The organism is Bacillus sp. 2D03 (genome assembly GCF_003946765.1).
Taxonomy (GTDB): domain Bacteria; phylum Bacillota; class Bacilli; order Bacillales; family Bacillaceae_G; genus Bacillus_A; species Bacillus_A cereus.
The window spans coordinates 26060-44369 of sequence record NZ_RPSJ01000017.1 but is presented as its reverse complement, the minus strand read 5'-3'; the positions used below and the strand labels follow the sequence as shown (position 1 = coordinate 44369).

Below are 18310 nucleotides of genomic sequence, written 5' to 3'. Positions count from 1 at the left end.
GTCTTTCATAGCATATTGATATGATGATGTTCTTCAATTGTTTTTAAAAAACTACGCATTGAATTCGTCATATAGCTATCTTTACGGCGTATGAAAACCGTTGAAATACTGCCGTATTTTTCAGGGATTGCATGACAATGTACCTTACCTGCTTTAGAAAGATGATGGACAGCAGACTGTGGTACGAGTGTAATTCCGAGACCGAGTGCAACACTGTTTAATATTGTCTCTAATATATTGAATTCCATAATTCTTTTTGGTAGCAAACCTTCATCTTTAAGCCAACGTTCTAGTTTGGAGCGGTATCCACATCCTTGGTTAAAAACGAGTAGAGGAGTTGTTGTAAATTCTTCTATATGAAAGGCTTTATTTTGTGTTATAAGCATTAATTTCTCTGTACTAACATCGTATTGTTCGATTAGTGGATGTTTAATAGGACCTGATATAAAGGCACCATCTAATTGGTGATCAAGTACTTCTCTAATTAATTCTTCTGTTAGACCCGCTTGTAATGATAAATCGACATTCGGATAGCTTTTATAGTAAGAAGATAAAATGGTAGGCAGTGTACTTACTGTTTCGACTGTACCGATTTTTAATATACCGGAGGGTGTTTCGCTATCTAAAAATACTTGTTTTAGTTCATCGACATCTTGCAAAATTTTACTAACATAAACGAGCATTTTTCTTCCTTCAGCTGTTAAAGTCATTCCTCGTTTATGGCGGTAAAAGAGTGGGGTTTTTAATTCGTTTTCTAGTTGTTTAATACGTGCAGTTACATTTGATTGTACATAATTTAATTCCTTTGCTGCGCTACTTACACTACCCTGATCGGCAACGCTTTTAAAGATTTGTAAGTCTCGTAATTCCATTTTGTAATCCCCCTTGATGTTAACTATCATTATAAATGATAGTTAACATCATTTTGAATCATTTTACGTGATATATTTTTTCTTTTACAATTCTCTTTGTGCAAATAGAAAGAAACGGGGGATTGCGGTGAGAAGAGGTCAAATGATAATAGGGGCTTTAGCGTGTTTAATTGCGAGTATGTCATGGGGAGCGATGTTTCCAGTTGCTGATCATGCGCTAGAATACATAGATCCATTTTATTTTTCGCTTATTCGCTATGGAGCAGTGGCGATAATGCTGATTGTATTGTTGTTAATGAAAGAAGGAAAACAGGCATTTCGTTTAGAGGGAAGAGGAAAGTTACTCGTCTTTTTTGGAACGATGGCATTTACAGTATATAATGTCCTCATATTTTTAGGGCAAATGTTGATGGGTAAGTCGGGTGTAATGGTAGCTTCCATTATGGAAGCACTTATGCCGATGATTTCTATTTGTATTTTATGGGGATATAAGCATATAAAACCGAAGAAGTATATGATAACGAGTATGGTTATTGCTTTTGTAGGAGCTGTGTTTGTTATTACAAAAGGTGACATGAGTTTCTTTGTAACATTGAAAGATAATATGTTCCCATTAGCATTTATATTTATTGGTGTTGTAGGCTGGGTTATTTATACGATGGGTGGTCAAACTTGTAGTGATTGGTCAACATTACGTTATTCTACGTTGACGTGTGTATTCGGTACGACTGTTACAGCGATTATAACGGTAATTATTACGTCGCTTGGATATATTTCAGTTCCGAGTATGGGAACGATTTCTATTGTGAAATATGATTTGTTATTTATGATGACATTGCCAGGTATTGTAGCGCTACTTGCTTGGAACTATGGTGTGAAAATTTTATCATCCATTAATGGGATTTTATTTATTAATTTTGTACCAATTACGACTTTAGCTATTATGATGATGCAAGGGTATCAAATCACAATGTTTGATATTATAGGGACTGTACTTGTTATTGCAGCGCTTATTCGCAATAACGTTTGTCAGAGAAAAGAAGAAAATATAAATAAGAGAGTTTTACAAGAAGAACAATTACGTCAAGCTGTTTAATAGGCAAATGGAGGATTTTACATGTTAGAAAGTTTATTGTTTTTCTTCGCCGTCGGAGTTGCCTGTGAGCTTGCAGCAATTAATCGAAATGGTCGTAAAAAGATAAAACAACAAGCTGAGCTGATACAGCTTTTAAAAGAATTGAAAGAAAGAAAAAATTAAAAAGACGACCGGGCATAGACGGTCGTCTTTTTCTATATAAAGGGGAAAGGGGACACAAAGTTATACAAGCGTAGCAGCGTAAATAAAAGCAGTAAGAAGAAGAGAGCCGCTAGCTAATCCTAAAAAGTCTAATTTGTTAAAAGTGATGTTATTCATAATACATTCTCCTTACTTGTTTAGTGTAGAAGCAACAGCTTTTGCATCGAAAAGAGCCGATAATACCATGCCCATTGTATGTAAGAAATTGTTCGTTTTCATTTTGTTCATCATATTAATCGACTCCTTTTCGAATAATTGTTGCCCTGTTTCTGACTTAATTGTATGAAATATAGTAAGAAGTAACTATCGAATTAGCTTACAAGAAAATTACACTTTTGTAAGAATTAAAATGTAACAATTCATACTCATTTTTATTACCAACTCCTAAAACTTAGTGTTATAATTGTTGTAAGAATATGATTATACTTCGGATGTTTAGAAAGGAACGAAATAAATGTATAAACCAATTACATTTTTGTTGAAATATATATTTAAAACAGCTGGGAAAGTAGACGTGCAAGGAAGAGAAAAGCTACCAGAAGGTGGTCCGTATGTTGTTGCGTGTACACATACAAGTTTTATGGATGTATTAATGTTAGCTACAGGGATGTACCCAACTCAAATTCATTACATGGCAAAAAAAGAATTATTTGAAGGGAAATTCAAAAATTGGTTCTTTAAAAATGTAAATGCATTCCCTGTAGATCGCGCGAATCCGGGACCGAGTACACTTAAAATTCCATCACGTTTATTAAAAGAAGGAAAGGTAGTAGGGATTTTTCCGAGTGGAACGAGATCAGCGGAAGATGTTTCATTAAAAGCGGGTGCTGTGACAATTGCGATGCGTTCTAATGTACCTTTAGTGCCGGCAGCTTATGTTGGTCCATCAAGTGTAAAAGAATTAATAAAGGGGAAAAAGGCACAATTGATTTTTGGAGATCCGATTCAAATTGAGGCTGGAGAACAAATAGATCGAAAAACTGCTATGAAAATGATGACAGATCAATTAAATGAGAAATTTGAGGAGTTAAAAGAAGCTTTGCAATCAAATCAAAAATAAGAAAAGACGACCGGGCATAGACGGTCGTCTTTTCTATTACTATTTATAATAAAGGGGAAAGGGGACACAAAGTTATACAAGCGTAGCGGCGTAAATAAAAGCAGTAAGAAGAAGCGAGCCACTAGCTAGTCCTAAAAAATCTAATTTGTTAAAAGTGATGTTATTCATAATATATTCTCCTTACTTGTTTAATGTAGAAGCAACAGCTTTTGCGTCGATAAGAGCGGAAAATACCATGCCCATTGTATGTAAGAAATTGTTCGTTTTCATTTTGTTCATCATATTAATCCGCTCCTTTTCGAATGGTTGTTACCTTGTTTCTGACTTAATTGTATGAAATGTTGCCGAAAGTCACTATCGAATTAGCTTACAAAAAAATTACACTTTTGTAAGAGAAATGAATGAAGGTGTAATGATAAGAAGATTTGACATATGTTCATGAGATTCATTAACTTAAAGATAGAGGTGAGTGTATGGCTAATATTAAAGATATCGCAAAGATGGCGGGAGTTTCAGTTACGACTGTTTCGAGAGTGTTGAATGATCACCCATATGTAAGTGAAGAAAAAAGAAAAGCGGTTATAGAGATAGTTGAGAAATTGAATTACTCGCAAAACGCAAATGCTGTTCATTTATCAAAAGGAAAGACGAATATTGTTGGTGTGATTTTACCGTATATTAATCATCCGTGTTTTGATGCGATGGTGAGCGGAATGATGGAGATTGCGTTAACTCATAATTACAGAGTGTTACTTTGCCAAACGAATTATAATAAAAAAGAAGAAATGAAAAGTTTACATATGTTAAAAACAAAACAATTGGATGGTCTTATTATTTGTTCCCGTGCAAATGATTGGGAAACGATAGAACCGTATGCTTCTTACGGCACAATAATTGCTTGTGAAGACAATGATATTTCAAACATCTCAAGTGTATATACGAATCATTCAGCGGCCTTTCAATTAGGAATGGATTATTTGATTGAGAAAGGTTATAAAAAAATTGGTTATTGTACGGGAAGAAAATTAGGGCCGAGTAGTCAAAAGCGTTTTGATGTTTATAAACAGCAATTGCAATCTATAGACGAAGAGGTTAATGAAGAATGGATTTTTACAGAATGTTTTACACTAGAAGATGGTGTAAAAGTGGCTCATAAGTTAAAAGAGATGCAGGATCTTCCTGAAGCATTAATAGTAGCAGGTGATGAAGTTGCGATTGGGGTTATGACAGAGGTTGAAAAATTAGGGATTCAAGTTCCTGAGGATTTAGCGATTATTGGCTTTGATAATCAACCTATCTCGCAAGTGTTACAATTGACAACTATTGATCAAAATTTAAAGGAGATAGGGAAAACTGCTTTTGAAATGTTGCATAGAAAAGTGAATGACGAGAGTTCTGAACAAGAAAAGCTGGAAATTCCATACGAACTTGTGGAACGCTCTACGGTTTAATTTTAATCCGTTATGTGTATAATCGCATAACGGATTATTTTTTTGAAATATCTTTGACAGGAAACGCGTTTCATACTTTATAAAGGAGTTAAACCGGTCTGTAATATCCATGGATTCTTTTCAAGTGTTAAAGCAGTGAATAGAATTTGGAGGAATATGCATGAATGAACTTTTATCGAGTATGAAAAAGTATGTAGATGATGATGAAAAGATTTTGGTTTTTGTGGTAGGGATATTTGAGAAGGATAATTTTATATTATCGTATCAACATGGGGTTTTTGTTGCCACTACTAGACGTCTCCTTTTTTACGGGGAATTTCCGTACTATCCTTCAACATTTAAAGAGTACTCATATTTGCATATAGATAGCATAGATTTTCATCCGTACTTTGAGTTTACTTGTAATCATGAAACCATTCGCGCTAAGTATATTCAGAAAGGGAATGTGGAGCAATTTGTCCGTGCAGTTAGAGCAAATATGAATAATTAATCAACCCTCTGTTTAAACATAATATTTCAATTTTTAAGAGGGAAAATGCGGAATAAAAACCACTTCTAAACCTCTAGGAGATAGTGATACAATGTCAAATGGGGGGAGGGTATGAACTATGGTTAATCAACGTATAAAGGAAATAACACTAATTACAATTGGTTCATTATTATTCGCAATTGGTATTAATTACTTTGCAATTCCAAACCGTTTATCGGAAGGTGGAATTATTGGTTTAACGGTTGTTACGTACTACTTATTTGATTGGTCACCAGGGATTGTGAATTTTGCTATAAATGCAATTTTACTAGCTATTGGTTATAAATTTTTTGATAAGAAAACAATGATTTATACAATTTTAGGGATTGTAGAAACATCTTTGTTTTTATACGTTACAGAACATATTGAGTATCATGTAAATAGTGATACATTATTAGCAGCTTTATTTGCTGGTTTATTTGTGGGTATTGGATTAGGCTGTATGTTCAAAGCCGGAGGTACATCGGGAGGATCAGCAATCTTAGCTCGGTTAGCAAATCAATATTTAGGTTGGAGCGTAGGTAAAGGCGTACTAATTATTGATATTGTTGTAATTGCTGGTTCTGTATTTATAATAGGGCAAGAAAAGGCAATGTATACACTTGTAGCTGTGTTCATCGGAGCGAAGGTGATTGATTTCATTGTAGAAGGAATGGATACAAAAACGGCTGTTACGATTATTTCGAATCAACCAGATTTAATTCGTGAAGCTATTACGAAAAATATGACACGCGGTGTTACTGTATTAGAAGGGCGCGGCGGATATACTGGTAAAAATAAAGAAGTTTTATATGTTGTTATTAATAAACAAGAGCTTGTTAAGTTAAAACAAGTTATTAGCCGGGTAGATGAAGATGCTTTCGTTGTTATACATGATGTACGTGATGTACTTGGCGGTGGCTTTAAAGCAAGCTAAAAGGTGAACGAGTAAATTCGTTCACCTTTTTTAATTCTTACAAAAATGTAAGTGTAATGTAATGAGATTCAATAGTAGATTTTATTCCCCCTTTTTAAAATGGATGTATATATATCCTGAAGAGGAGGAATGTTTATTATGAAGAAAAAAATGATCACTACTATAATAGCGATGATAGTGATAGTAGTAATGTTACTGCCTACGAAACTTGGACCGGTTATCGATAAATATAATCCATTTTATAAGACGAAAGAATACTATACGGTTGTGAATACAATTGGTCAGCATATTGGTGATGAGTGGTATGAATATGAATTTATTGCATTCGATGAACGTGGTAGAGAGCAGAAAATAAAGAAAACGGTTAAGCATATGTTAAAGAGAGATGAAGCATTAAAGGTTTTTGCAAAAGGACGTTACGGTGAATCGATTGAAGAGATTGAGGTTGCAAATATTCCTATAAATGCGAAGAGTAAACTTTTAACGATGAGATAGTAAAATATACCCCTAGCTATTTTTTGTCGAAAATAAAAATACTGGGTAAGGGTATTTTAAGGGTTGGCAAAAAAGCCTTAGTCCATATAGACTAAGGCTTTTTTATTATATAAAGGGGAAGGGGGTACATTGTAGTAGCATGGGTGAAAGGTATAAGAAGAGTAGCTACTAGCAATGCAATTTGGTTATGTGATTGTTCTTCTTATTTGGCTTACTTTCTAACTTTATTGTACGAAATATAAGTAAGGGGAACTATCGAATTACATTACACATAACTTACAAACATGTAAGCCTTCTGTAATGTAATTCGATAGTTAAAAGATAGTAATTTTCATATAGTGTAACTAGAAAGTCTTAATGTATTACTTTCTGTTTGTAATGAAGAATGAAAAACCAACTAATTTTTAATAATCCTCATCTGAATAAAGATGAGGATCCTTTTTTAAACCTTACAACATTGTAAGGTTTACGTAAGTTAATTCGATAGTAAATTTGTCATATTTTTTGCATAATAGATACAGATAGAAAAATAATTAGGGATCTAGTAAGAAGGGAGAAAAATGGGATGCGTAAAGAAGAAGTAGTGAAGTTACCAATTAAAGATTTCTGTAGCTACTTTACTGTTGCCGTAGTGTGTATTGGATTATTTGATATCATAACAAACTTAATTGTTAAATAATATAGATGATAAAACAAGAAAGGAAGTCCTTTCTTGTTTTTTTTATGGGGGCATAAAGATGAAATGGATTGATAGTCATATACACGTTGATCAATATAAGGATGAAGAGAAGAGCAGATTACTGAAAAAGGTGGAAAATAGTAATGAAATAAAGGGGCTTATTGCTGTATCTATGAATTATCAATCTTGTAAGGAAACGTTATCTTTAGCGAAGAAGTATCCCTTTATATATCCAGCGATAGGGTTTCATCCAGAGCAACAGATTCATAAAGAAGAGTGTGAACAGATTTATAAACTTATTGAACAGAACGCAGAGGAAATTGTTGCGATTGGTGAAGTAGGTTTGCCCTATTATTTGAGGAAAGAAGATGAAAGCATTGCTGTAGATTCATACATAGCTGTATTAAAAAAATTTATAGAACTAGCTAGTAAGTATAATTTGCCGATTATATCACACGCAGTTTATGAAGATGCTGACACTGTATGTGATTTGCTAGAGAAATATAAAGTTTCACGTGCACATTTCCATTGGTTTAAAGGAAGTGATGAAACAATGAAACGGATGATGAAGAATGGTTATTATATTTCGATTACACCGGATGTTTTACATAAGGAGAAGATTAGAAAAATTGTTTCGTATTATCCGCTTGAATATATGATGGTAGAAACAGATGGACCGTGGGAATTTCAAGACGATGTTATGACGCACCGGAGAATGATTCGAGATGTATTAAAGGAAATTAGTGTTATAAAAAACATATCTGTTGATCAGGTTGCAGAAACAATATATGAAAATACCATTCGATTTTATTTGAAAGGATAGGAGAATTATAATTTTCATAATGTAACGGAAAAAGTAAAAGTTGAATTTATTTAATAAAATGCCACGGTTTGATATATGAAAAAAACCACCAAGCGTTCCGCTCGGTGGTTTTTTATTAGGATTCTAATTTTTTAGCACGTTTTAATAATAAAAGAAAGACAATGATAACGAACCCCAGTATAAGGAAGAAGCCATATTGCTTTATATAATCAATTATGTCATTCGCACTGGTTGGTTTTTCAACGTGAATGCCGTCTTTATTCGTCGTAATATGAATATCTTTCATTTTTACTTCATTTTTTTCCTTTTGTAAATCAATCCATTCTATATTTGGAATACTTTCTAGATCCTTTAATACTTCTTTTAATGGTTTCACACCTAAGTAAGGATGATAAAATGCCCCAATAATCCCATCGGATAATTTAGCAACAGATAAAGCATTTGCTTTCATTTTAGCGATAGCTTGTGGCTTGTCTTCTTCAATAAAACCGACTGTTTCAGGCATTAATTTCATTCCATGTAGAAATGATGGTGTACTTCTATATGCCGGAGAGTGCATGGATTTCCAAGTTATATCACTTAACTGTAGTTGTCCTACATAAGTTGAAAAGTATCTTGATAATATTTCATACCCTTTTTGAGACATCGTGTAATGGGGTGCTTCAAATGCGACGGGATATAGTTTAGCATCTACAAGTTCTTGAATGCCTTTTTCAATATGCTCAGTTGTATATTTTTCTTCAAATTCTTCCCCTTTTTTTACGTATGCATTATATGCTTCTATATTAGGAAAGGCATCTTTTGTTTTTGGTTTTTCATGTTTCGGTTGGCGAATTGGTTGATCTGACTTTACGTCCCAAAATTCAAAACCTTCCCCAGTTTCACTATCATAAAATTGGTGCGTATAACCGTGCATAATAATTGCTGCACCCTCATCTTGCATAGAGCGTAAAAGATCGACTAGTTCGGGTTTATCTTTTAAATGTAGTGTTTTTCCTGTCTCTGGATCTGTATATACAGGAATAACAGTGATCATGTAAGGAATCTTTTTCTCTTTTAGTAATGTAGCAATTTCTTTTAATTGATTTATATCTGCGGCTGGATGGACGTCCTCAAGACGTAAATAAGCTTCTACCTTATTGTTCGTTGGCTTTTGTCCGAAGTAAGAAAATAACACTTCACCGATGTAATGAGACATCCAGTCAAAGAGATTTGGCGTTGCAACGTAATAAGAATTATTTTGTTGCACAATTAATGGATAAGGATTCTTCCCTTTTAAAGCGTGGGCAAGAATTGTTCCAGTTGTATCAAGATGTTTAATTGATCGTTCTTCCTCTAATGTATTCTTTATTTTACGTGTTGGATATTCAATTGTATCAGAGTTTATATCTTCATTTTTAAGTGTGATAAACGAAAAACGATTGGATAATTGTTCTATATTTTGACCTAAAAATAGTAGTGGCCCTGAGAAACTTTCTAGAAATTCTTTTGTTTCAGTAGAAAGTTCTTCTTGTTTTTCACCTAAGTAAATAATATGTGTATATGAAGATTTATCAGTTATTTCAGCTAACTGTTTTATGTTTTTTATTGTTATGTTATTAGTAAAATGTCCTACTTGTGTATTAAGTATTTGGGTATCACTTGTAATTTGATCATCGTTCGAACTGTATAAAATAAGGGCTTTTGGATTTGCGTTTTTTTGTGCGGAAATAGGGATAGGAATTAATAGTAGTAAACTAAATAAGAGTAGCAACCATTTTTTCATATTATTATTCTCCTAGTTTATATTTAGAATTCAATTTACAATTATATACAAAAAATGCGTTATAGTCTATGAAAGTTACATTTTTGCACGTATTTACCAGCTGTTTTTTCACAAAATCGGTCTAAAGCATGATGATAATACGTATAGTTATTTGCTATGATAAAAGAGTAAGAGAATGATGAAATTTGGGTAATTGTAAAGGGAAGAAGGCTGAAAGGGGACAAATTTCAGCGGAGAAAGAGGTAGAGGTAGTGAAGAAATTCTTTGTAGGATTTTTAGTTGTTCTTGGAGTATATTTATATTTCCAAGGAAAGTCTGAAGGAATGGATAAGCTAGTGAATGGAACAAGCTATGTTGATTCAGAAGAAGCAAAACAGATGAAACAAATCATTATAGAGGAAGCGAAGAAAGTAAATCTTCCGGAATGGATACCTCTTGCAATTGCCGAGCATGAAAGTCGATTAAATCCAAGAAGTGTTGGAGATAATGGAACTTCATTTGGATTGTTTCAACTACACCGCGGCGGCGGGCTTGCACCAGAACATTTAACTGATGATGAGCTGAAAGATCCACGTACAAATGCGCAAATTGCAATGCCGCATTTAATGAAAGGATATAAGCGTGGGGTGCAAAAAGGTTTGACTGATTTTGCATTACTGAAATATATAGCGAATACATCTGGATGGCCAGGGAATTTAGGGCCAGAGTGGACGGATAATAACATGAAGTATAACATCGGACTAGAAGATGTGTACTATCGAAATAAAGGTGTAATTAAAGAGTAGGTTTTCTATACCTACTCTGTTTTTTTATGAATAATTTCATCCTTTTCTTTCGTGAAATACTGCGTGAGTTGTATTTTCACCTCTTCTAGTTTTGTAGAAACTTGCGGTATTTTATATCCTACATACAATGGTGAAACGACAAATCTAGGTACAACTTTACAAATGATTTTTCCATTTAAGTAATAGAAGAATAAGTTATAACTACTGCATCCTTTATGGAAATCTATCAGTATGTAACGTACAGTTTGCTGAATGTAATTTGCCATTTCATCTATATATGAAATATTATCAATGATTATATTGAATTCAGTGAAGCCAATAATGGGATGCTCTGAAATATTAAGCTCAATGCGTTCATTTTTTTGAACAATTACCCCTTGGAAATTTTCTTCTTCAATATTTTCAAGATAATTTACATATTTCATTCCGATAATTTGCATGTGTGCATGATGCAAACTTCCACCTGAAAATGGACCGTGATTTTTGTATAAAATTACAGATGCAAATTCTTCGTTCTTCTGTAAGTGTAACCAATGTTGAATAGAAAATTGCATTAATTTTCGCATATGTTCTTCTGTATATGTTGCGATATGATTTTCGCAATTATCCGTTTCAATCAGCACCGTTTGAAATGTATCTTGTAATGTAGGAAATTTATTTTTTAACCAAATAATAGAACCATCAGTTGCTAAAATATCCGTTAAATGTTCTTTATCGCAAAATGGACATGCAGCGCTTCTATTCCGAATACTTTCTGGTTTTTGTTTACCGATATCGTTTAAAAAATATAGTTGTTGTGTATCCATTTGTATATATGCCCCTTTAAAATATGTGTAAAAATCCCGCTTAATACATTCGGGAAAAGGAGAAGGAAATCCTCTAAAGACAATATGGAAAAAATAAAAGACAAGATATCCTCATTACGATAGGGTACCTTGTCTTTTATTTTTTCTCTAATAGTGTGTATGGATAATATAGAACATTTTCATTATTTTTCTTTTTTCTATTTTTTATTGTGTATAAAGTAATTGCTGTGCTTGCAATTATAATAATGGCTTTCTTCATATTCATATACCCCTTTTTATTGTTGGTTTAATTCTTGGCTAACTGCTTTTGCATCGACTAAAGCGTGTAAAATCATTTTCACCATGTTCATCATATTTCTTCACTCCTTTTTATAGTTCATTTAATTCTTTTACAACTGCTTGTCCGTTCACTAATACCTCAAAGATTGCTTTTACGATTTCTTTCATCATGTTTGTTTCCTCCTTGTGTTTGTCTCTCTTGTTTTACATCTTTATTGTATAGGGAGGCATCTTTTCGTACTATCGCTTTCCATTACGTGAACATAACAGTTTTGTAAGATTTGATGTCACTTATTGAAATGTTTAGTCTATCTTCATTATTTTCAGAAAAATGACTATTCAAACATGAAATTGGAAAGTATAATAAAGAAGTAAGTATTAAATTCCGTACGAAAGGGGTGCATGAGATGAAACGTTCTTTAGCTGCGCGTGCCAAATTTTTAGATTTTATCTATTTTTGTCGTGCGATTTTTCATGATGTAGTTGTTAACGGGATACGTATGCCCTTTTTTAACAATTGCATAGTGACTATTGAACGATAGAAATCTCTTCACCCATTTTTAATAAACGTGTGAAAAGGGAGCTATTTGGCTTCCTTTTTCTATGCCGAAAACCATGGGGAATGTTTCTTTCTCATGGTTTTTTATATTGAAAGGAGTACGGAAAATGACTATTTGTAGTGTAAATAATGTAACGAAATCTTTTGGTGGAAACATCATATTTGAAAATATATCGCTTGAAATAAAGAATGGTGAACGTGTTGGGTTAGTTGGTCGTAACGGTAGTGGGAAGACAACAATCTTTGGGCTTCTAACGGGAATGGAGAGTTTGGATGCAGGAGCCATTCATATGAAGAAAGGTACACGTATTGGTCATGTCGCACAAATTCCGAAGTTTGATGAGGCCATGACTGTATATGATGTATTGAGTTCCGCTTTTAAAGTAGAAAAGGAATTAGAAAAAGAAATGCATGCTCTAGAAAAAAATATGGCGGAGGAGCAGGAACAATCTGCTTTGCAAAAGCTAATGGAGAGGTACGGAGTAATTCAAGAAAAATTTGCATTTCTCGGTGGTTATGAAATAGAGGCAAATATAATGAAGGTAGCAAATGGCTTACAAGTCACAAACTTATTTCCAAGAGTATTTACGGAATTAAGTGGAGGAGAACAGACGAAAATAAGCCTTGCATATATGCTATTGCAGAAACCAGATTTACTTCTATTAGATGAACCAACAAATCATTTAGATTTGTTTGCAGTTGAATGGTTAGAGAAGTTTTTAAAAGAATATACTGGAACAGTTATGGTTATTTCACACGATCGCTATTTCCTTGATGAAGTTGTAAAGAAAATTTTGGATTTGGAAGATGGAGAGATTCACGTGTACCATACGAATTATTCTCAGTTCGTTGAGGAGAAGGAAGAAAGGTTACTTCAAGAGTTTCAAGCTTATCAAGAGCAGCAAAAGAAAATAAAGAAAATGAAAGAAGCAATTAAGCGCCTACGTGAATGGGCAAATCAAGCGAATCCTCCGAATGAAGGATTGCATAAAAGAGCGAGGAATATGGAACGTGCGTTAGAGCGTATAGAGAAATTAAAGAGGCCGATTTTAGAAAGAAAACAGATGGGTCTTCAGTTTGAAGGGCAAGAGAGAAGCGGAAAAGATGTTGTTGTAATGAAAGAAGTGAGTAAAGGTTTTGCTGGCCGACCTTTATTTGAACAAGCGAATTTACATGTTCGTTTTCAAGAGCGTGCTGCTATCGTTGGTCGTAATGGTACAGGAAAGACTACATTATTAAAACTACTATTAGAAGAAATAAATCCAGACGTTGGTGAAATTCGCATTGGTAGTAGTGTCAAAATTGGTTATTTATCACAGCATACGTATGGAAATGTGAAGAGTAATGTATTGGAAGCGTTTAGAGAGTATGTGGCTGTAACAGAAGGAGAAGCAAGACATATATTAGCTAAGTTTTTATTTTATGGTCCAGCGGTGTTTAAGAAAGTAACACAACTGAGCGGTGGAGAAAAAATGAGATTAAGACTTGCGCAACTTATGTATCAAGACATCAATTTTCTAATTTTAGATGAGCCGACAAACCATCTTGATATTGAATCAAGGGAAGTTTTAGAGGAAGCCCTTGAGCAATATAACGGGACGATTTTAGCTGTTTCACACGATCGATATTTTTTAAATAAGTTATTTGAAAAGACGTACTGGATTGATAGATGCAAATTATTTGAGTTTGCAGGAAATTATGCATGGGCTCGTCAAAAGTGGGAGGAAAAGCTTGAGAAGCAAGTAATAAAGCAGAAACGCCAAGGGAGAAAAAGTGTTGAAACGGTTCCTGTAAAAGAGAAAGAAGCTAGGAATCTTGAAGAGATTGAAAATGAGTTAATGCATGTAGAAGAAGATATATATGCAATAGAATGTGGAATGGAACATGTAGCTAATGTTGAAAAACTTGAAAAATTATATGAGGAAAAAACGAAGAAAGAGTTGTTACGAGCAGATTTATATAATGAATTAGAGAATATTGTGGAGTAATGAGTAGAAAGCCACTTCCTTTCAGTTTTGCTGGAGGAAGTGGCTTTCTTCATAATGATATTTTGCTTTAAAGGTTAAATGAAGCGATGTGTTTCACGTGAAACAGTAACTTAGATAAATCCATTTTCCTCAATTTGCATAGTTTGTGAAACATATGAAAATGATAAGGTGAAAAATAAATGTCATTAGTGGTTTTTCGATAGGAGTAATTACAAAAACAAAGGCTAATTATTTCCCGAGAGATAAAGTGAGGGCTTTTACGGGCACCCCGACCCTGACCTAACTTCTTTTGCTTTCGCTGAATTTTGAGGTGGGGGTCTTACTGCACGGCAAATAGCGGGATAAATATGTGTAACAGAGACTAGTGAATGAAAACAAAAAGAGAGCAAAGTTACAGCTTTACGCGCTGAACTCTGCTCTCTTTTTGCGTGGCATCTTCTCTCGTTGAAATTATAATAGCGATCCCGAGCATGATAAAAAAAGCTAAAAAGAGGACGAACTTTGGGAAGAACGGGAATAGTAATAGCGCTCCGACTATCATAATTGTTAATAATACGTAGTGCAGGACGTATTGGAATAGGTTGTCCATATTTTCGCCCCCTTTTTGGTAATTGGTTATTAGTATTCTATGTTTCATGCTGAACGAATAGAAGTGAATTTTTAATTTTTTTATAAGAAATAAAAGAGAGCGATTGAAGAGTTTATTTCAACAAGTAAACGAAATTATGATGGATATTATAATCAGAAAGTAGATGAATTAGCTAAGCAAGCATTAGAAACGTTGGATATTGAAAAGCGAAAGGAAATTTATAAAAAATTATATCAAGAGTTAAGCGAAGCCCCGCCTGTAATCTTCTTGAATAATAGCAAAATGGTGTCTACACATCATGCACGAATTCAAGGATTATAAGAAGGTGACTATAACGGAGTTTTATTAAGTTTACCTAAATTAAAGATAGAATAATAATTTTAAAAAAATTCTTGAAATATTTATTTAGAAAGAATTGACAAAATATAACTGAAGATATAAGCTAATAACCATAAAGTCTACCGGAAAGGTCGGAATAAGATTGTTACCCCTCAAAAACATCTATTTTTTTACGATTAAAACCGACTTTTCCGATTGGCTATAAAATGTTGCTGTGGGAGGCATACATAAGGCAAGCAGTTCATAAGGTTTAATTATTAAAAAAAGAAAAGTTAGGGTGGGGACAATGAAGAAAAAGACAAAAAAATGGGCTGGTGTATTTTCGGTATTACTGAGTAGTTCGCTTGTGTTATCTGCTTGTGGGGGACAGGAGGATGCGGCTTCTACAGAGCCGGTTAAACAGCAGGATTTAAAAAGTGTGAAAATTGAAAAGATTGCTGCGACAGATAAAACGAAAGTGCCAGACAAAGCGAAGAATAGAAAAGATACGTTAGTAGTTGGTATTAGTAAGCCAGGCGGCGTATTTTTACCATACTTTCAACAAAATGGTTGGGATGGAAACGTAACTTCAGTTATTTTTGCATCTCTCGTATCAACCGATAAACAAGGGAAACCAATTCCAGAATTAGCTGAGAAGTGGGACGTTTCTTCTGATCAGTTAACATATACATTCCATTTACGTAAAGATTTGAAATTTAGTGATGGATCGCCATTAACGGCGGATGATGTAGCTTTCACATTGACGCTTTTACATGATAAGGCATATGAAGGTGAAGTAGATATCTCTCAATATGCCGTTAAAGGTGGTAAAGAATATAAAGAAGGAAAAGCAACTTCAATTGAAGGTATTCAAGTTGTTGATCAACAAACAATTAAAATTACAACTGAAAAAGTGAATTCACAAGCTATATTTGTTTTAGGAGGTACAGTACTATCAAAAGCTTATTATGGAAAAGATTATAAGCAAAATACAAGCTTAGATTACTTAAAAGATTTATATGGAAAGCCATTAGCTGCGGGTCCATATAAATTTGAAAAGTATATTCCAGGTCAAGAAGTTCGTTTTGTAGCAAACGAAAATTATTATGCGGGTAAACCAAAAATTCAAAACTTTATTTATAAAATTACTTCTGGTGATACGAAGCTTCAGTTATTCCAAACAGGAGAAGTTGACCATACTGGCTTAGGTACCGGTGATGAGGTTCTTGAACAGGCTAAGGCTTTAGAATTCGCAAATATCCAAATCGAAACAGCGCCGTCATTTAGTTATATTTATATGAATAATAATAAGCCTTACTTAAAGGATAAAAAGGTTCGCCAAGCACTTATTTACGGATTAGACCGCAAAAAATATGTTGATACAGCGTTAAAAGGATACGGTACAGTAGCCAATGTACCAATTCATCCAACTTCTTGGGCTTATACGGAAGAAGGAGTTAATAAATACGAATACGATAAAGAAAAAGCGAAAAAATTATTAGATGAAGCAGGGTGGAAAGTTGGTTCGGATGGAATTCGTGAAAAAGATGGTCAAAAATTAAAACTTTCTTATTTCGGTCCAAGTTCGGCTAAAGATAGTGATTTATTAATTCCGATTGCGAAAGAGAATTATAAAGAAATAGGTGTAGAGTTTAATCCTGAATTTATGGACTTTAATACGATGCTTTCTAAGGTAAACAAAGGAGATTATGATTTAGCTTCTGTTTCGACACCGATTACAAGTGACCCGAGTGAAACAGCTGGTGAATATTTGTCTACTGCAAATGAAACTAGTCTTGGTTATAAGAATGCAAAAGTAGATGAGCTAATTCAAAAAGGTATTGAAACTGTAGATATCGAAAAGCGTAAACCTATTTATAAAGAATTGTATAAAGAATTAAGTGATGATCCACCAGTAATTCTATTAAACTACCGTAGAACAATTACTGGTTATAACGGGAATATAAAAGGAATTGATCCTGAAAAGTACAACAGTATTAGTGCAAACTTACCGGTATTATCATTTGAAAAATAACGATAAGAATGTATAAGTAGAAGACATTTTTTCATTCGGTTAGTAATGTGCCGCTTTGAAAAAATGTTCTTCTATTTTAAGCATAAGATTGGAGAGAAAAAGGGTGAAAACATATATTGTTCGTAGGTTGTTACAAATGATTCCTACACTGCTTGGTACATCAATTATTATCTTCGTCCTGTTCGCACTTCTTCCTGGGGATTATATTGATTCAAACCCGAAAATTACACCGGAAAGAGCAGCTGAACTGAGGGAATTATATGGGTTGAACAAACCGATTGTTGAGCGTTATTTTCATTGGTTAGGTAATGCATTGCAAGGGGACTTTGGCTTCTCGCTTCAATATCAAGAGCCTGTAACGTCATTATTAAATAAATTTATTTGGAATTCTTTTAGTGTAGCAATTATTGCATTGTTTTTTATTTGGCTAATTGCACTTATTATCGGTGTATTCTCGGCGACGAAACAACATTCTTTATTCGATAAACTTGTAACAATCGGTGTTTTTGCAGCAATGTCATTCCCTTCATTCTTTATCGGCTTGTTTTTAATTAAGGTGTTTGCGGTTGACTTTAAGTTATTACCGATAGGTGGAATGATTGATGTTGGCAGTAATTCAACAGGATTTGCTTACGTGATAGAAGTTGCAAAACATATGATTTTACCAGTATTTATTTTGACACTTCTTGGGGTCGGCTCGCTAACTCGGTATTTTAGAACAAGTATGTTAGAGGTTGTAAGACAAGATTACATACGAACAGCAAGAGCGAAAGGTTTGAAGGAGAAGACGGTTATTTATAAGCATGCATTAAAAAATGCAATATTACCAGCAATTACGTTATTAGCATTTGAATTACCGGGATTGTTTTCTGGGGCAATTATTATTGAACAAATTTTTAACTGGCCAGGGATTGGTAATATTCAATTAGAAGCATTAAATTTCCGTGACTATACAGTATTGATGGCATTTACGATGTTTCTTTCTTGTTTAACAATCGTTTCAAACTTTTTAGCAGATATCGTATATGCAGTTGTTGATCCAAGAATTCGGTTGAAGTAAGGGG

The 18310-nt window shown here is 33.7% G+C and carries 20 protein-coding genes and 1 pseudogene; 14 read left to right on the top strand and 7 right to left on the bottom strand.

All coding sequences use genetic code 11. The features are described 5' to 3' along the window. Window positions 1–5 precede the first annotated feature (5 nt). Window positions 6–872, bottom strand: coding sequence for a LysR family transcriptional regulator (locus EBQ15_RS27710; protein WP_000423032.1), 867 nt, complete (start codon window positions 870–872; stop codon window positions 6–8). Window positions 873–999: 127 nt separating this feature from the next. Between EBQ15_RS27710 and EBQ15_RS27705 the strand changes: the two genes are divergently transcribed. Both EBQ15_RS27705 and EBQ15_RS27700 read left to right on the top strand, forming a co-directional pair. Continuing rightward, window positions 1000–1968, top strand: coding sequence for a DMT family transporter (locus tag EBQ15_RS27705; RefSeq protein ID WP_016119004.1), 969 nt, complete (start codon window positions 1000–1002; stop codon window positions 1966–1968). A gap of 21 nt (window positions 1969–1989) precedes the next feature. After that, entirely contained in the window at window positions 1990–2130 is a 141-nt protein-coding gene (locus EBQ15_RS27700) for a YrzO family protein (RefSeq protein WP_000894065.1), read from the top strand. 60 nt (window positions 2131–2190) lie between these two features. Here EBQ15_RS27700 and EBQ15_RS27695 read toward each other — a convergent pair whose 3' ends face one another. After that, on the bottom strand, window positions 2191–2286 hold the full coding sequence (locus EBQ15_RS27695; protein ID WP_001060007.1) for a DUF3948 family protein: 96 nt from the start codon (window positions 2284–2286) through the stop codon (window positions 2191–2193). 337 nt (window positions 2287–2623) lie between these two features. Between EBQ15_RS27695 and EBQ15_RS27690 the strand changes: the two genes are divergently transcribed. Beyond that, window positions 2624–3229 carry a lysophospholipid acyltransferase family protein gene (locus tag EBQ15_RS27690; RefSeq protein ID WP_000277767.1) on the top strand — a complete coding sequence of 202 codons (606 nt, stop codon included), beginning with the start codon at window positions 2624–2626 and terminating at the stop codon, window positions 3227–3229. A gap of 72 nt (window positions 3230–3301) precedes the next feature. Here EBQ15_RS27690 and EBQ15_RS27685 read toward each other — a convergent pair whose 3' ends face one another. Further along, entirely contained in the window at window positions 3302–3397 is a 96-nt protein-coding gene (locus EBQ15_RS27685) for a DUF3948 family protein (RefSeq protein WP_001060007.1), read from the bottom strand. Between the two features lie 305 nt (window positions 3398–3702). On the opposite strand from EBQ15_RS27685, the gene EBQ15_RS27680 reads away from it, so the two are divergent. The 5 genes from EBQ15_RS27680 (at window position 3703) to EBQ15_RS27660 (ending at window position 8122) form a co-directional block, all read left to right on the top strand. Beyond that, window positions 3703–4680 (top strand): LacI family DNA-binding transcriptional regulator, encoded by a 978-nt coding sequence (locus tag EBQ15_RS27680; RefSeq protein ID WP_001273898.1) that lies wholly within the window; start codon window positions 3703–3705, stop codon window positions 4678–4680. Window positions 4681–4840: 160 nt separating this feature from the next. Then, window positions 4841–5170, top strand: a complete 330-nt coding sequence (locus tag EBQ15_RS27675) for a PH domain-containing protein (protein ID WP_001004249.1) — start codon at window positions 4841–4843, stop codon at window positions 5168–5170. Window positions 5171–5288: 118 nt separating this feature from the next. Then, window positions 5289–6125 carry a YitT family protein gene (locus EBQ15_RS27670; RefSeq protein WP_000248040.1) on the top strand — a complete coding sequence of 279 codons (837 nt, stop codon included), beginning with the start codon at window positions 5289–5291 and terminating at the stop codon, window positions 6123–6125. A 138-nt stretch (window positions 6126–6263) separates the two neighbouring features. Next, a complete protein-coding gene (locus EBQ15_RS27665; RefSeq protein ID WP_000728422.1) occupies window positions 6264–6620 on the top strand; it encodes a YxeA family protein in 357 nt (118 codons plus the stop codon). A 737-nt stretch (window positions 6621–7357) separates the two neighbouring features. Next, complete coding sequence (locus tag EBQ15_RS27660; RefSeq protein WP_000871112.1) at window positions 7358–8122, top strand: TatD family hydrolase; 765 nt, start codon at window positions 7358–7360, stop codon at window positions 8120–8122. Between the two features lie 115 nt (window positions 8123–8237). On the opposite strand, the gene EBQ15_RS27655 is transcribed toward EBQ15_RS27660, so the two are convergent. After that, window positions 8238–9887, bottom strand: a complete 1650-nt coding sequence (locus EBQ15_RS27655) for a DUF2334 domain-containing protein (RefSeq protein WP_033693077.1) — start codon at window positions 9885–9887, stop codon at window positions 8238–8240. Window positions 9888–10138: 251 nt separating this feature from the next. Between EBQ15_RS27655 and EBQ15_RS27650 the strand changes: the two genes are divergently transcribed. Then, entirely contained in the window at window positions 10139–10672 is a 534-nt protein-coding gene (locus tag EBQ15_RS27650) for a transglycosylase SLT domain-containing protein (protein WP_000713249.1), read from the top strand. Window positions 10673–10683: 11 nt separating this feature from the next. On the opposite strand, the gene EBQ15_RS27645 is transcribed toward EBQ15_RS27650, so the two are convergent. Continuing rightward, window positions 10684–11478 carry a DUF4931 domain-containing protein gene (locus tag EBQ15_RS27645; protein ID WP_001998916.1) on the bottom strand — a complete coding sequence of 265 codons (795 nt, stop codon included), beginning with the start codon at window positions 11476–11478 and terminating at the stop codon, window positions 10684–10686. Window positions 11479–11614: 136 nt separating this feature from the next. Continuing rightward, window positions 11615–11743 (bottom strand): hypothetical protein, encoded by a 129-nt coding sequence (locus tag EBQ15_RS27640; RefSeq protein ID WP_001998915.1) that lies wholly within the window; start codon window positions 11741–11743, stop codon window positions 11615–11617. 421 nt (window positions 11744–12164) lie between these two features. Between EBQ15_RS27640 and EBQ15_RS31715 the strand changes: the two genes are divergently transcribed. Next, window positions 12165–12299 (top strand): RAxF-45 family protein, encoded by a 135-nt coding sequence (locus tag EBQ15_RS31715; protein WP_000830643.1) that lies wholly within the window; start codon window positions 12165–12167, stop codon window positions 12297–12299. A 124-nt stretch (window positions 12300–12423) separates the two neighbouring features. Then, a complete protein-coding gene (gene abc-f, locus EBQ15_RS27635; protein WP_000150884.1) occupies window positions 12424–14304 on the top strand; it encodes a ribosomal protection-like ABC-F family protein in 1881 nt (626 codons plus the stop codon). 391 nt (window positions 14305–14695) lie between these two features. Here abc-f and EBQ15_RS27625 read toward each other — a convergent pair whose 3' ends face one another. Next, window positions 14696–14893: a hypothetical protein gene (locus EBQ15_RS27625; RefSeq protein ID WP_000369254.1), complete on the bottom strand. Its 198-nt coding sequence runs from the start codon at window positions 14891–14893 to the stop codon at window positions 14696–14698. Between the two features lie 102 nt (window positions 14894–14995). Here EBQ15_RS27625 and EBQ15_RS27620 point away from each other — a divergent pair. From EBQ15_RS27620 to EBQ15_RS27610, 3 genes and pseudogenes are all read left to right on the top strand, one after another. Continuing rightward, a pseudogene (locus tag EBQ15_RS27620) lies at window positions 14996–15214 on the top strand (ABC transporter substrate-binding protein); the annotation flags it as partial. 304 nt (window positions 15215–15518) lie between these two features. Then, window positions 15519–17246, top strand: a complete 1728-nt coding sequence (locus EBQ15_RS27615; protein WP_000730665.1) for an ABC transporter substrate-binding protein — start codon at window positions 15519–15521, stop codon at window positions 17244–17246. 103 nt (window positions 17247–17349) lie between these two features. Beyond that, on the top strand, window positions 17350–18306 hold the full coding sequence (locus tag EBQ15_RS27610) for an ABC transporter permease (RefSeq protein ID WP_000860748.1): 957 nt from the start codon (window positions 17350–17352) through the stop codon (window positions 18304–18306). The last annotated feature ends 4 nt before the right edge of the window (window positions 18307–18310 follow it).